The sequence below is a fragment of the Sphingomonas mucosissima genome (assembly GCF_002197665.1).
Taxonomy (GTDB): domain Bacteria; phylum Pseudomonadota; class Alphaproteobacteria; order Sphingomonadales; family Sphingomonadaceae; genus Sphingomonas; species Sphingomonas mucosissima.
In genome coordinates, this window is sequence record NZ_NBBJ01000001.1 from 1164650 (window position 1) to 1178150 (window position 13501).

Genomic DNA, 13501 nt, shown 5'->3' on the forward strand with positions numbered 1-13501 from the left:
TCAGCGCCGCGGCATCTGCAGCGACGCGAAGCAGGTAAAGCCGGTCGTCCCGCTGCGCAGGTTCTGCACGTATTTCAAATACGCGCGGCTCCGCTCGTAATCGACGCCGGGGAGATTCCCTCCTGTCGCAAGCGCGCGCCTGACGTCTTCGCCCTTCAGTGGACGACCTGGGGGCGCGTAGGCGCCCTGCGTGCCCGCCGGCACGACCTTCCCGGTTGCATCGATATAGCTACCCGTCCTTCCTGGATCCGGCACCGGGATCTCGCACGTCAACACGGAGCCATAGGCCTGCGCCATGGCAGGGCGGATCGAAACCACTGCTACTGCGCCAGCAGCGCCGATGCGCAGCGCACGGCGACGCTGCGGCTGGGCTGGCTGATCATGATCTCCGGGATCGCTCATGTGGCCTCTTTCTCCCACATGCCCTTCCATAATCCTAACGAGTGCACAAGGACCGCAACACAGGCGTGTCGCGATGGGACGCTCGGCTATTCTTAGGTGATGCCTCGCTTGGGATGGACAATCAGCACGAAGCCGCCCTACCCACCCGGTTCATAAGAAACGGCGCCGTGGCAAGCATATGAGCGAGATCATCTCTCCGCGCGGCTGGACCGCTTTTGGTATCGTCGCGGTCACAGCTGTGATTCTGAGCTTCATCGGGGCTTGCTCAGAAACAATCGTCGTGAGCGCAGCCGGCGGCGTGGCCGCGGTTCTCGCTTCTGCCGCGGGCCGCTCGCGCGACGATGAACGGCTTACACCCTCAGCCCCCCCCGTGGCCACGTCACCGCTAGAGCCGGTATTGGACGCCTTCGGAGAGCCCGTGCTCATCCTGTCGGGCCCACGCATCGAGATGGCAAATGGGGCCGCGCGCACGTTGCTGGGGGCTTACATTGTGGGGGAAGACGCGCGCATTGCGATCCGACATCCCGCAGCGTCCGGTCTTCTGGCAGACCAGGAAAGCGGCGGACCCGTAGCGCTCACTGGCCTTGGTTCGCCAGCGCAACGATGGGAAATTCAGATCGCGCCGATCGGTGACGGTCGCCGGCTCGTCCACCTCACTGATCGAAGCGGAAGCCACGCGGCAGAGCGTATGCGAGTGGATTTCGTAGCAAACGCCAGTCATGAGCTTCGCACGCCGCTCGCATCGATCCTGGGTTATGTGGAAACGCTCTCTGACGCTGCCGGCGAGGATCCCGTCGTCCGCGCGCGCTTCCTCAAGATCGTCTTCGACGAAGCACGCCGGATGCAGCGGCTCGTTGATGATCTGATGAGCCTGTCCCGGATCGAGGCGGAGAAATTCCGGGCCCCGTCCGATACGGTCGATCTCGGCGCGCTGGTGGATGAAACACATGCCGAGCTGGCCGAGGCGCACGATGGCCGCGGCCGTGATATCATCCTGGAGCATGATCCCGGCGCTATTCCCGTGCTCGGTGATCGCACGCAACTGTCGCAGTTGCTACACAATCTCATCGGCAACGCGATGAAATACGGACAGCCAGGAACGCCGGTGCGCGTCGCGATCACGCGGGAAAATGACGCTGTTCGCTTGGTCGTCGCCGATCAGGGGGAGGGTATCCCGCCGGAACACCTGCCCCGCTTGACCGAGCGATTCTACCGAGTCGATCCGGGTCGCAGCCGCTCCGTCGGTGGCACGGGTCTCGGGCTCGCGATTGTGAAGCACATCGTCGAGCGCCATCGCGGCCGGCTTGAGATCACCAGTCGGGTTGGAGAAGGCACCCGCGTGACCGTTGTTCTGCGCCCCCCGCCAGCCGCGGTAGCGGAACCGCTGTCATGAAGCAGTAACGCAGGCGTCACACAGGCAGCGCGTCGGGGGCAACACCTTTCGGAATCCCAATGATTCGCGCCGCTTTGCCAATTGCGCTGCTCGCGCTCTGCTCGGCCTGCCACGACCAGGCGAGCGGCGGGGCAGGTGCGCGAGCGCAGATCAAAGCCGTTGGCTCCTCCACCGTTTACCCCTTCACCACCATCGTGGCCGAACAATATCTCGCCAACAGTCCGGGTGCCCGGCCCCCGGTGATCGAGTCCACGGGCACTGGCGCCGGAATGCGGCTGTTCTGCGCCGGCATCGGCGCCGCGCATCCCGACATTGTGAACGCCTCTCGCCGGATGAAGCGCAGCGAGTTCGAGGCCTGTGTGCGCAACGGCGCTCAGGACATCTTGGAGATACAGGTGGGCATAGACGGCGTCGCGTTCGCCGAGGCGAAGAACGGGCCCAAGATGGCGCTTACGCCTGCCGATATATATCTTGCGCTTGCGGCCGCTCCTAGCGGCCGGCCCAATCGGGCGCGCACTTGGCGCGACGTGAATCCCTCCCTCCCCGCGGTTCCGATTCAGGTTTATGGGCCGCCGTCCACCAGTGGCACACGAGATGCCTTGGCCGAGCTGATCCTCGCACGGGGGTGCATCGACAGCGATCCCAGAGCCAAGCAGCTTGAGGCGGACGATGCCGACGCTTTCAAGGCGCGGTGTCAGCGCGTTCGTGAGGACGGCATCTATGTGGATGCTGGCGAGAACGACAATCTTATCGTCCAGAAGCTGACAGCCAACCCCAATGCGATTGGCGTGTTCGGCTATTCCTATCTGGAGGAAAATACTGGTTCGGTGAACGCCGTTCCCATTGGCGGTGTGGAACCGAGCGGCGCCAGCATCGCGGATGCCAGGTATCCAGGCGCGCGCCCGCTCTATATCTACGTAAAAAAAGCGCACCTTAAGGCTGTACCGGGCCTCACCCAATTCGTTCGCCAATATACAAAGCTTTGGGTCGAAGGCGGTCCGCTGGCACGCCGCGGGCTCATTCCTGCACCAGCAGCCGTCCAGGCCAAGGCAGCCGATGTGGTGCGCACCGAAAAGTCACTGGTCGGGGCTGAGCTTGAATGAGCATTGGCGGGCTGTTCTTCCTTGTCATTGTTCTCGGTCTCATCGGCTGGTTCGTGGCCCGCGCCCGCGCGCTGGCTCTGCGCGGCGACGGCACGGGCCGCTTCAGTGCGCTGCCCGGTCATCACGGCTGGTTCGTGGCCCTGTGGACCACCATCCCGCCTCTTGTTTTCCTCAGTGTCTGGTTCTTCACCTCACCGGCACTGGTGACCAACGCCGTGATCGCCACACCCATGGCGGCGGCGCTCCCCCCGATCGGTTTCGAGCGATCGGCCATTCTCTCCGAAGCGCGTAATCTCGCTCGCGGGGAAGCCTTCGGCGCTTTTCACGAGCTGTCGGAGGCGCTGGCGCCTGCCTATGCCGCCGCGCAGCGTCGCTACGATTGGATGGCGACCGGCCTCGCGGCAATTCTGGCTTTTGCTGGTTTTGCCTTCTCGTACGTCCGCGTACGCCCGCAGTTTGCCGCGCGCACCCAGGTGGAACGGATCGTCATGGGTCTGTTGCTCGGGGCTTCGCTGATTGCGATCCTCACGACGTTCGGCATCGTTGCCAGCCTCTTGTTCGAGAGCGCCAGGTTCTTCTCGATCGTGCCGATCACCGATTTCCTGTTCGGTACGCACTGGTCGCCTCAGGTGATCGATCCGCGCGATCCCGGGGCGAACCTTGGGGCCGTGCCGCTATTCTGGGGCACATTCTTTATCGGCGCCGTGATCGCCATGCTGGTGGCGATCCCCTTCGGCCTCATGAGCGCCATTTACCTCACGCAATATGCCCGGCCGTCCACCCGGCGCTGGATCAAGCCCTTGCTGGAGGTGCTCGCCGGCGTCCCGACGGTTGTGTACGGCTATTTCGCCGCCCTGACAGTGGCGCCCGCAATTCGCGATTTTGCCGTTTTCATCGGTATTCGCTGGGCGAGTAGCGAAAGCGCCCTTGCCGCTGGCCTAGTGATGGGCGTGATGATCATCCCGTTCGTGTCCTCGATGGCGGACGACTCACTGGCTGCGGTGCCCAGTTCGATGCGCGATGGCAGTCTGGCGATGGGCGCTACGCCGTCGGAGACGATCCGCAAGGTGCTGGTGCCCGCCGCGCTGCCCGGCATCGTGGGCGGTGTGCTGCTCGCCGTCAGCCGCGCGATTGGTGAGACGATGATCGTTGTGATGGCCGCTTCAGGTGTCGCAACGCTGACGCTCAATCCCTTCGCCAGCACCACCACCGTGACGAAGCAGATCGTTGATCTCCTGACCGGAGAGGCGGAGTTCGACAGTGCCAAGACGCTGGCGGCCTTCGCCCTCGGCCTGACCTTGTTCGTCGTCACCTTGCTCCTCAACATCGTCGCGCTGGTCGTCGTGAAAAGGTACCGCGAGGCTTATGACTGATCGCGCGCCCACCGATTGGCGCACCCAGGCGATGCGCCGCCGCATCGCGCGCCGCTATGCCGCCGAACGCCGTTTCCGCTGGCTCGGCCTCGGCGCCATCGTGCTGTCAGCAGCCTTTCTGGCTTTCCTCATCATCACCATGGTGCTGCAAGGTGCTGGGGGCTTCAGCGAGACCCGCCTTGCTCTGCCGATCGATTTCCGCGCGGCGGAGTTGAACGTCACGCCGGAGCAATTACGTGACGATCGCGCCGATCTAGCACTCGCCGGGGCCGGGCTGGAGAATGTCGTAGAGGGTGCGGCCGCCAGTGCGTTTCCAACCTTAGGTGGTGCCGGGCTTTTATCCGACGGCGCGTGGCTTCGCGTCCGTGAGGCGGTGAAAGCAGATCCCTCGCTTCTCCGCCGTCAGGCGGTAATCGCCGTTCCGGTAGCGAGCGATGTTGACATGGCCTTCAAAGGTAAGGGGACGCCCGAGAGCGAAGCGGTCGTCACTGCGCTGGGGAACAAGCTTTCGCGCGGGTTGAACCGTGATTTCTTCGGCGGCGCGGACTCGTCCGACCCGACGCGCGTCGGCGTCTGGGGAGCGCTGAAGGGCTCGCTGCTGACGATGCTCGTCACGCTCCTGATCGCCTTCCCTGTTGGCGTCCTATCGGCGCTCTACCTAGAGGAATATGCGCCGCGGAATCGCTGGACCGACCTGATTGAGGTGTCGATTAACAATTTGGCGGCGGTACCCTCCATCATCTTCGGGCTGCTTGGCCTGGCCGTGTTCCTGAACACGCTGGGCCTGCCCCGTTCAGCGCCAATTGTGGGTGGCCTGACACTTGCCTTGATGACCATGCCAGTCATCGTCATTGCCGGGCGGAATGCGATCAAGGCCGTTCCGCCCTCGATCCGGGACGCCGCGCTCGGCATCGGCGCCAGCCCGGTTCAGGTGGTGTTTCATCACGTCCTGCCGCTGGCGCTCCCGGGCATCTTGACCGGAACGATCATCGGCATGGCACGGGCGCTGGGTGAAACGGCACCGCTACTGATGATCGGCATGCGCGCCTTTATCGCCGCCCCGCCCGACGGCCTGACGGATCCTGCTACCGTGCTTCCGGTCCAGATTTTTCTTTGGTCGGATGAGGTCGCCCGCGGTTTCGTGGAGAAAACATCCGCCGCGATCATCGTGCTGCTCGTTTTTCTGCTCGCGATGAACGGCCTCGCCATTTACCTCCGCAACCGATTCGAGACCCGCTGGTGACCCAAAAGATTACCGCCCGAGACGTCAACGTCTTCTACGGCGACAAGCAGGCGATCCGAAATGTGTCGATCGACGTCGATCAGGAGGATGTGACCGCTTTCATCGGCCCGTCGGGCTGCGGCAAGTCCACTTTCCTGCGCACCCTCAACCGCATGAACGACACTGTCGCCTCGGCGCGAGTGGAGGGTGACATCCGCTTGGATGGCGAGAACATCTATTCCAAGGACATGGATGTCGTGCAGCTGCGCGCGCGCGTCGGCATGGTGTTCCAGAAGCCAAATCCCTTTCCGAAATCGATCTATGAGAATGTGGCTTACGGTCCCCGCATCCACGGGCTGGCGAACGGCAAGGCCGAACTGGACGGCATCGTCGAGCGATCACTGAGCCGCGCTGGCTTGTGGACGGAAGTGAAGGATCGGCTTTCCGACAGCGGCACGGCTTTGTCCGGCGGCCAACAGCAGCGGCTCTGCATCGCGCGGGCCATCGCTGTTGATCCGGAAGTGATCCTCATGGACGAGCCGTGCAGCGCCCTCGACCCGATCGCCACGGCGCGTATCGAGGAACTGATCCACGACCTGCGTGGCCGCTACGCCATCGTGATCGTCACTCATAACATGCAGCAGGCCGCGCGCGTCAGCCAGAAGACTGCCTTCTTCCACCTCGGCGAGCTCGTGGAATACGGCGACACCAACAACATCTTCACCAACCCGCGTGAGCAGCGCACGACCGACTACATCACGGGTCGGTACGGCTGAGGGGACAGGATATGGCGGAACATACCGTCAAGGCGTTCGACGAGGACATCGGCCGGCTGCGCGGCCTCATCAGCCAAATGGGCGGCTTGGCGGAGCAGGCCATCGAGGGCGCGATGCGTTCACTGCAACGCGGAGACATGGAACTTGCCGCTGAGGTTCGCACCGCCGACAAGCAGATCGACACCATTGAGGCAGAAGTTGAACGTCTCGTGGTACGGATCATCGCCTTGCGCGCGCCCATGGCCAACGATCTGCGCGAGGTGGTCGCTGCGCTGAAGATTGCGGCGGTGGTGGAGCGGATCGGCGACTATGCCAAGAATATCGCGAAGCGCGTTCCGCTGATCGAAAGCGAGCATCGCATCGAGCCTATCTCGGTGATCCAGGCGATGGGCCGCATGGCCGCCGAAATGGTGCATGACGTCCTCGACGCCTTCGCCGCACGGGACGCTCACGCCGCTGTCGAGATTTGCGAACGCGACACCGCGCTCGATGACTTTTACGACGCAATCTTCCGAACGTTGGTCACCCATATGGTCGAGAATCCTAAGACGATCAGTGAGGTCGCGCACCTCCTGTTCGTCGCCAAGAACCTCGAACGCATCGGTGATCACGCGACCAACGTGGCGGAAATGGTTTATTTTGCAGCGACCGGCACGCAGCTTGCCGATCGCGAAAAGGGGGAATGATGGCACGCGCACGGATGCTTTTGGTCGAGGATGATGCGGCGCTCGCCGAGCTCCTCGTCTGGCACTTCAAGCGTGAGGACTTTGAGGTCATCCACACGATCGATGGCGAGGAGGCACTGCTGCTCGCGCGTGAAAAGGTGCCCGATATTGTTCTCCTCGACTGGATGGTCGAAGGACTGTCCGGCATTGAGGTGTGCCGACGCCTGCGGCGCAGCCCCGAGACAGCGAATGTGCCGATCATCATGTTGACGGCACGCGGGGAAGAGGCGGACCGCATCCGCGGTCTGGAGACCGGCGCCGACGATTACGTCACCAAGCCGTTCAGCCCGCGCGAGCTGGTGGCGCGCGTATCGGCCGTTCTGCGCCGTGTGCGACCGGCGCTTGCCGGCGAAGCGCTGACGTACGCCGATCTTGAGATGGACACCGTCGGCCACAAGGTGCGCCGCGGCGGCGAAGTTATCCCGCTTGGGCCCACCGAGTTCAGGCTGCTCAAGCATTTCCTGGAGCATCCAGGGCACGTCTTTTCCCGCGAACGTCTGCTGGACAGCGTTTGGGGGCACGACAGCGATATCGAAAGCCGGACTGTGGATGTGCATATCCGCCGCCTGCGCAAGGCGATCAACGAAGGCGGCCGCCCCGATATTATTCGCACCGTGCGCTCCGCCGGCTATGCGCTGGATGCAGGCAATTAGTGGCGCGCTCTGCAAGAACGGCTAACCGTCAGTCCTCGCCCGCCGACTTTCGAAACGCCCCGCTGGCCGCTTTCGTCGAATCGCCTGCGAAACGAAGGATACTTTGGACACCAAGCGCGTTCGTCCGGAGCGTTCTTGCACGTATTCAAGCGTATCCTGACAGGAGAATGGCAGATGAAATCGATCCTTCTTGCAGCGGCGGCGATGATCGCCATGCCTGCGGTTGCGCAGGAGCAGCCAGCAGGCACGGCTGGTCAGACCACGCCTGAGATGTCGACGCAGGGAACGGCGACCGGGAACGGGATGGGCACGGCCACCGATTCGGCTGCCAGCACACCCGCGACGGGCGGCGCCGGCGGCATGAACTCCGGTGGCAGCATGGGTTCCAGTAACACGATGTCATCCAGCGGCAGCATGAGCGCTTCGGGTGATCCGGCTGGTGGCTATCAGCCGAACACCTCGCCGATGCAGGGAACGCCTGCACCCGGCGCGACGGTCCGCTTCCAGCAGGCACCCGATCCCAACACCGCCTTCCCGCCTCCTGCGCCGATGCAGAACTACCCGGTGTGCAAGAAGGGTCAGTACGACAAGTGCATTCAGCGCGGCGGCAAGTGATCGGCTGACGAAGCGGGCAGTTGCGCCTGTTTGAATGTCCAGTATGGGAAGGCGCTCCATTTCACGTGAGGGGAGCGCCTTTTCCATGTCCATCCGTTTCGACGACAAGGTAGCCATTGTCACCGGCGCTGGCGGCGGCTTGGGGCGCGAATATGCGCTTGAACTGGCCCGGCGCGGCGCAAAGGTCGTGGTCAACGATCTCGGCGGCGATCGCACTGGAACCGGCGCCTCTGACGCCGCGCACAAGGTGGTTGAAGAGATCAAATCCGCCGGTGGTCAGGCAATGGCGAATGGCGCCAGCGTCATCGAATATGAGCAGATGGTCGAGATGGTCGCCAAGGCAAAGGAAGCATGGGGCGGCGTCCACGTCCTCATCAACAATGCCGGCGTGCTGCGCGATAAGTCGTTCACCAAGATGGACCCGGCCGACTTCGCGTTCGTGGTTCAAGTCCACCTGCTCGGATCCGCCAATGCGACCAAGGCGGTTTGGGACACAATGCGCGAGCAGAATTACGGCCGCATCCTCATGACCGCGTCGTCGACCGGCCTCTATGGCAACTTCGGTCAGACGAACTATGGCGCGGCAAAGCTCGGTCTCGCCGGCTTCACCAAGTCGTTGTACTTGGAGGGGGCGAAGAACAACATCAAGGTCAACACGCTTGCGCCGGTCGCCGGTACGCGCATGACCGAGGACCTTTTCCCGGAGCAGCTGTTCCAGGCGTTCTCGCCGGACAAGGTGGTACCCGCTGCACTGTATCTCGTCAGCGAGGACGCGCCCACCAACCAGATCGTCGGTGCCGGGGCAGGCGTGTTTCAGGCAGCTTATGTGACGCTTACGCCGGGTGTCGCATTGAGCGGCGATGAGCTTTCGCCGGAGGGCATCGCCAAGCACTGGGCTGAGATCACGGATCGCACCGGCGAGATCGTCCCGGATTCCGGCGCCGGACAGTCGATGATGATCGGAAAGAAGCTGCAAGGCGGCTAAGGATGAATTCGGGGCCGGTCCCCCGGCCCCGGATAAACACCTCATCCAACCGGCGCTTGCGCATAGATGAGGTTCAGGCACTAATCAGATCAATCATCCGTTCGGTCGATCGCGATCAGCTCTGCGCCGACCGGACCTGCGCGTCGTCAATCCTCAACTAGCTTCATCAGGCGACGCTCGACCGGCGCGAGCACCGGGCCCAGTTCGTGCCCGCGCTTCACGATCTGCCCGGCCTCGCCCACCAGCGCCCACATGCCCTGTCGATTGCGCAGTTCCGGCCGTTTCTCGATACGAAACTCGGGCCGTTCGGCCGCGCGACGGAATGCTGCAAAGGTGGCTGCGTCCCGGCCAAGCTCGATCGCGTAATCGCGCCAGTGCCCGGCTGCTACCATCCGGCCATAAAGATCTAGTATCCGGTTCAGTTCTGTCCGGTCAAAGCCCACCTGGCTCGGCCGACCGGCCGTAGGAAACGGCGTGACGACCCCCATCAGGCCCGGTCACGCGCCCGTTGATCTCCGTCCTGCTCCGCCTGCAAGTCATCAAGGCGCTTCTTCAGCACCTCCAATTCGCAGCGTAGGATCTCCATCTTTTGCGTCGCCGGATCGAACATCTCGCTGCACGGCGTGCCATAAGCCATGAAGGTTCGCTCCGGCGCCCGGCCGCCTTCCACCATCGTGGGCCGTGCAGGGATGCCGACCATTACCGCGCCCTCAGGCACGTCACGCGTCACCACAGCGTTCGCTCCCACGCGGGCGCGCCTTCCCACCGTGATCGGGCCAAGCACCTGCGCACCGGATCCAATGATCGCCCCATCACTGATCGTCGGGTGGCGCTTTCCCGCTACACCATTGTCGGGACTCGTTCCGCCAAGCGTCACGCATTGGTAGATCGTCACGTCGTCGCCGATCTCCGCTGTCTCACCGATCACCACAAAACCGTGGTCGATGAAGAAGTTGCGTCCGATCTTTGCGCCCGGGTGGATGTCGATCGCAGTCATGAAACGAGCAAAATGGTTCACGATCCGCGCCGCCAGGAACATGCGCGAACGATAAAGCCGATGGGCAATTCGGTGGCAGCCAAGCGCCCAGACACCTGGATAAGTCAGGATCTCGAGCCGTGAATGCGGGGCCGGATCGCGTGCCCGAATCGAATCAAGGTAACTGGCCAATCGCGCCATCACGCGTCCCCTATTCCGTGATGGCGCGATCTAAGGCCTTCATCCACAGTTTTCCAGCGTCCGCGAAGCCAAAGCTTTGCCAAGCCAAAGCATAGCAAACTTGTAGGTTTTACGTTCCTGCGCCATGCAAGCCTGGTCACCAGGGATCAGGGGCAAGTGCGTGGACCTTTCGCTGCTCAGCGTTGAAACATTGCTGCCGTTCGTTCTTGTCGGTTTTGGCGCGCAGATGGTCGATGGCGCGCTCGGAATGGCATTCGGGGTGATCTGCAACACCTTGCTGGTCGCGGTGATCGGTTTCCCGCCGGCACGCGCTTCCGCGAACGTCCATATCGTGGAAACCTTCACCACAGCGGTATCGGGGATCAGCCACGTCCTGCATGGCAACGTAGACCGCCGACTTTTCCTGCGCTTGCTGGTACCAGGCATGATTGGCGGCGTGAGCGGCGCCTACGTCCTCACCAATGTCGATGGCGAGGCAGTGAAGCCATTCGTGCTCGGCTATCTGATTGCCGTCGGCGTGTACCTGCTTGTTCGCGGCCTCCTGTTCCCGCCTACCTCGCAGAAGCCCAAGGTGGTTGAACCGCTCGGCCTCGTCGGCGGCTTCCTCGATGCCGCTGGCGGCGGCGGCTGGGGTCCGATCGTCACCTCCAACCTGCTGGTCCAGGGGGTGGAGCCACGCCGGGTCGTTGGAACAGTGAATGCTGTCGAATTCTTCCTGACGCTCACCGTGTCGGCCACCTTCATCTTCCAGCTGGGGCTCAGAGATTTCGCCACCGCCACCGTCGGCTTGCTGATCGGCGGTGTCCTGGCCGCCCCGCTCGGCGCGGTCATGGCCAAGCGCATTCCGACCAAGGTCATGTTGATCCTCGTCGGGGTCGTTCTGATGATCACGAGCACCTACGGCTTCATCCGCGCGGTCCTGTAAGGCTGCGCTTCGCAACGTCTCGCCTCATCGGTCGATGCTCGCTATGGCTCGACCGGTGATCGAACGGGACGATTAATGGCGAATACCTACCTGCCGACGCTCAAGCAGTTACAGTATTTGATTGCGCTTCGGGATCATGGGCATTTCGGCCGCGCCGCCGATAGCTGCTTCGTTACGCAATCGACGCTGTCCGCGGGTATTCGCGAGCTGGAGACGCTGATCGGCGTCACGTTGGTGGAGCGCACCCGCCGCGTCGTGCGGTTCACGCCGCTGGGCGAGCAGATCGTCGTCAAGGCCCGCCGCGTTCTGCGTGAAGCGGAGGAGCTTGGCGATATGGCGCGCGCGGCCGGCAGGCCGCTATCGGGCGAAATGCGCATGAGCGTCATCCCGACGATCGCGCCCTTTCTGCTCCCCCGCGCCCTTCCAAAGCTGCGCACGGAATATCCGGATCTGAAGTTGTTCCTGCGGGAAGAGCCGAGCGCTGCTGCTTGCGAATCGCTGCAGAACGGCCGGGCCGATTGCGTGCTCCTCGCCCTTCCCTATTCCTGCGGGGAGGTGACGACGGAGGCGCTGTTCGACGACCGCCTCTTCCTCGCCTTTCCGGCCGGCGAGTTGCCGGAGGGGGTGAACCCGGTCTCGCCTGCTGACATTGACGAAACTCGCCTGCTCCTGCTGGAAGATGGACACTGCCTCAAGGATCATGCGCTCGCGGCGTGCAACCGGCCCGAGCTTCGGGCTGAGGCGACCATGATGGGCACGTCGCTTCACACCATCGTTCAGATGGTGGATAACGGCCTAGGCGTTACCATGCTGCCAGAGATCGCGTTGAACGCGGGCATCTTAGAGCATACCAGCATCGCCGCACGCCCGCTGGGCGGTGACAATCCCAGGCGCACGATCGCGCTTGCGTGGCGCCGGGCGAGCCCAAGGGAGCGTGATTTCCGCTTGCTCGCCGAAGTCCTCTCAACCGTTCGGTAATCGCGCGGAAGCCTCTTCCAATCCGCGACCAATTCCGCAAGGTGGCGCAAAGTGGCGGCATAGTCACATGCAAGGAGAGGATGATGGCGGTACAATCGCCTACCAAGGACACGGAAGTACACGCATGAGCGGTGCGCGACTGGCCGCGGTTTCGGAGCGCCACCGGTTCGATGAAGCGCGCCTTGCTGATTGGCTGAACCGCCATGTCGAGGGCTTCGGCAAAGACATGCGCGTTCGACAATTCGTCGGCGGCGCCTCCAACCCGACCTTCATGCTTTCGACCGACGCTGGCGATTACGTCCTGCGCAAGAAGCCGCCCGGCCAGCTATTGGCCAGCGCGCATCAGGTCGACCGTGAATACCGCGTCATGGCAGCGCTGCGCGACACCGGCGTGCCGGTGCCTGTCATGCGCGCCTTGTGTGACGATCCCGACCTGATCGGCACCGCTTTCTATGTCATGGATTATCTGGAGGGCCGCATTTTCCGCGACGCTACCCTGCCCGATCTGGCGCCGTCCGAGCGAAGCGCGGTGTACGATCAATTGAACGCGACCCTGGCAGCTCTGCACTCGGTCGATCACCGCGCGGTCGGACTCGAGGATTATGGCCGGCCGACCGGCTATTTCGAACGGCAAATTGCGCGCTGGACGAAGCAATATCGTGGTGCGGAGACCGAGCGTGTCCGTGCCATGGAGGCGCTGATCGCGGAACTCCCGGGCAGGATCCCCGCCGAGGAGGCAGTGGCGATCGCACATGGGGACTACCGGCTCGAAAATGTGATGTTCCACCCAACGGAACCACGCCTTATCGCCGTTCTCGACTGGGAGTTGTCGACCATCGGCCACCCGCTGGCTGACCTAGGCTACAACGGGTTCATGTGGCACTCGACCTCGCAATCTTGGGGCACCTTGGGCGGCGTGGATTTTGCCACCAGCGGCATTCCGTCCGAAGACGAATATGTCGCAGCCTACTGCCGACGAACCGGCCGCAGCGGGATCGAAGACTGGAGCTTCTACCTCGGCTTTGCCGTCTTCCGCCTCGCCTCAATCAGCCAAGGCGTTTACGCCCGGGCGCTCGCCGGCACCACACCCAACGCGGGCGAAGCGATCAACGGCTGCCCGGCGCTGGCCGAACAAGCCCTGGCGCTGCTGCGCCGCTACGGTTGAGGACCTGAT

At 63.2% G+C, this 13501-nt stretch carries 15 protein-coding genes; 12 read left to right on the forward strand and 3 right to left on the reverse strand.

The annotated features are described in order from the left end of the window. Positions 1-402: a hypothetical protein gene (locus tag SPMU_RS05590; RefSeq protein WP_088332648.1), complete on the reverse strand. Its 402-nt coding sequence runs from the start codon at positions 400-402 to the stop codon at positions 1-3. A 694-nt stretch (positions 403-1096) separates the two neighbouring features. Between SPMU_RS05590 and SPMU_RS17455 the strand changes: the two genes are divergently transcribed. The 9 genes from SPMU_RS17455 to SPMU_RS05635 all read left to right on the forward strand — a co-directional run bounded on the left by SPMU_RS17455 (position 1097) and on the right by SPMU_RS05635 (position 9247). Continuing rightward, positions 1097-1795, forward strand: coding sequence for a sensor histidine kinase (locus SPMU_RS17455; protein ID WP_342746430.1), 699 nt, complete (start codon positions 1097-1099; stop codon positions 1793-1795). A 59-nt stretch (positions 1796-1854) separates the two neighbouring features. Further along, the gene (locus tag SPMU_RS05600) at positions 1855-2898 is read left to right on the forward strand and encodes a substrate-binding domain-containing protein (RefSeq protein ID WP_088332652.1); all 1044 of its coding nucleotides are present in this window, start codon (positions 1855-1857) and stop codon (positions 2896-2898) included. Next, positions 2895-4271: a phosphate ABC transporter permease subunit PstC gene (gene pstC / locus SPMU_RS05605; RefSeq protein ID WP_088332654.1), complete on the forward strand. Its 1377-nt coding sequence runs from the start codon at positions 2895-2897 to the stop codon at positions 4269-4271. Before SPMU_RS05600 ends, pstC begins: the two co-directional genes overlap by 4 nt. Further along, positions 4264-5514: a phosphate ABC transporter permease PstA gene (gene pstA, locus SPMU_RS05610; protein ID WP_245832778.1), complete on the forward strand. Its 1251-nt coding sequence runs from the start codon at positions 4264-4266 to the stop codon at positions 5512-5514. The genes pstC and pstA overlap by 8 nt, the downstream gene beginning before the upstream one ends. Continuing rightward, positions 5511-6269, forward strand: a complete 759-nt coding sequence (pstB, locus tag SPMU_RS05615) for a phosphate ABC transporter ATP-binding protein PstB (RefSeq protein ID WP_245832789.1) — start codon at positions 5511-5513, stop codon at positions 6267-6269. The genes pstA and pstB overlap by 4 nt, the downstream gene beginning before the upstream one ends. Before the next feature lie 11 nt (positions 6270-6280). Next, on the forward strand, positions 6281-6955 hold the full coding sequence (phoU, locus tag SPMU_RS05620; protein WP_088332658.1) for a phosphate signaling complex protein PhoU: 675 nt from the start codon (positions 6281-6283) through the stop codon (positions 6953-6955). Beyond that, positions 6955-7647, forward strand: a complete 693-nt coding sequence (gene phoB, locus SPMU_RS05625; protein WP_088332660.1) for a phosphate regulon transcriptional regulator PhoB — start codon at positions 6955-6957, stop codon at positions 7645-7647. Before phoU ends, phoB begins: the two co-directional genes overlap by 1 nt. A gap of 174 nt (positions 7648-7821) precedes the next feature. Beyond that, positions 7822-8262 (forward strand): hypothetical protein, encoded by a 441-nt coding sequence (locus SPMU_RS05630; RefSeq protein ID WP_088332662.1) that lies wholly within the window; start codon positions 7822-7824, stop codon positions 8260-8262. A gap of 85 nt (positions 8263-8347) precedes the next feature. After that, complete coding sequence (locus SPMU_RS05635) at positions 8348-9247, forward strand: SDR family NAD(P)-dependent oxidoreductase (protein WP_088332664.1); 900 nt, start codon at positions 8348-8350, stop codon at positions 9245-9247. A 146-nt stretch (positions 9248-9393) separates the two neighbouring features. On the opposite strand, the gene SPMU_RS05640 is transcribed toward SPMU_RS05635, so the two are convergent. Continuing rightward, positions 9394-9735, reverse strand: coding sequence for a DUF2794 domain-containing protein (locus tag SPMU_RS05640; protein ID WP_088332666.1), 342 nt, complete (start codon positions 9733-9735; stop codon positions 9394-9396). Then, positions 9735-10424 (reverse strand): serine O-acetyltransferase EpsC, encoded by a 690-nt coding sequence (gene epsC, locus SPMU_RS05645; RefSeq protein WP_088332668.1) that lies wholly within the window; start codon positions 10422-10424, stop codon positions 9735-9737. Before epsC ends, SPMU_RS05640 begins: the two co-directional genes overlap by 1 nt. 124 nt (positions 10425-10548) lie before the next feature. Here epsC and SPMU_RS05650 point away from each other — a divergent pair, with 124 nt between their 5' ends. The 3 genes from SPMU_RS05650 to SPMU_RS05660 all read left to right on the forward strand — a co-directional run bounded on the left by SPMU_RS05650 (position 10549) and on the right by SPMU_RS05660 (position 13492). Then, complete coding sequence (locus SPMU_RS05650; protein WP_088332670.1) at positions 10549-11349, forward strand: sulfite exporter TauE/SafE family protein; 801 nt, start codon at positions 10549-10551, stop codon at positions 11347-11349. Between the two features lie 75 nt (positions 11350-11424). After that, positions 11425-12327 (forward strand): hydrogen peroxide-inducible genes activator, encoded by a 903-nt coding sequence (locus tag SPMU_RS05655; RefSeq protein WP_088332672.1) that lies wholly within the window; start codon positions 11425-11427, stop codon positions 12325-12327. Between the two features lie 124 nt (positions 12328-12451). Next, positions 12452-13492, forward strand: coding sequence for a phosphotransferase family protein (locus SPMU_RS05660; RefSeq protein ID WP_088332674.1), 1041 nt, complete (start codon positions 12452-12454; stop codon positions 13490-13492). Positions 13493-13501 lie beyond the last annotated feature (9 nt).

Bases quoted from the DNA above. Each gene is read 5' to 3' on its own strand.
- SPMU_RS05590 (WP_088332648.1), bottom strand. From the start codon at position 402: ATGAGCGATCCCGGAGATCATGATCAGCCAGCCCAGCCGCAGCGTCGC.
- SPMU_RS05600 (WP_088332652.1), top strand. From the start codon at position 1,855: ATGATTCGCGCCGCTTTGCCAATTGCGCTGCTCGCGCTCTGCTCGGCC.
- pstC (WP_088332654.1), top strand. From the start codon at position 2,895: ATGAGCATTGGCGGGCTGTTCTTCCTTGTCATTGTTCTCGGTCTCATC.
- pstA (WP_245832778.1), top strand. From the start codon at position 4,264: ATGACTGATCGCGCGCCCACCGATTGGCGCACCCAGGCGATGCGCCGC.
- phoU (WP_088332658.1), top strand. From the start codon at position 6,281: ATGGCGGAACATACCGTCAAGGCGTTCGACGAGGACATCGGCCGGCTG.
- phoB (WP_088332660.1), top strand. From the start codon at position 6,955: ATGGCACGCGCACGGATGCTTTTGGTCGAGGATGATGCGGCGCTCGCC.
- SPMU_RS05630 (WP_088332662.1), top strand. From the start codon at position 7,822: ATGAAATCGATCCTTCTTGCAGCGGCGGCGATGATCGCCATGCCTGCG.
- SPMU_RS05635 (WP_088332664.1), top strand. From the start codon at position 8,348: ATGTCCATCCGTTTCGACGACAAGGTAGCCATTGTCACCGGCGCTGGC.
- SPMU_RS05640 (WP_088332666.1), bottom strand. From the start codon at position 9,735: ATGGGGGTCGTCACGCCGTTTCCTACGGCCGGTCGGCCGAGCCAGGTG.
- epsC (WP_088332668.1), bottom strand. From the start codon at position 10,424: ATGGCGCGATTGGCCAGTTACCTTGATTCGATTCGGGCACGCGATCCG.
- SPMU_RS05650 (WP_088332670.1), top strand. From the start codon at position 10,549: ATGCAAGCCTGGTCACCAGGGATCAGGGGCAAGTGCGTGGACCTTTCG.
- SPMU_RS05655 (WP_088332672.1), top strand. From the start codon at position 11,425: ATGGCGAATACCTACCTGCCGACGCTCAAGCAGTTACAGTATTTGATT.
- SPMU_RS05660 (WP_088332674.1), top strand. From the start codon at position 12,452: ATGAGCGGTGCGCGACTGGCCGCGGTTTCGGAGCGCCACCGGTTCGAT.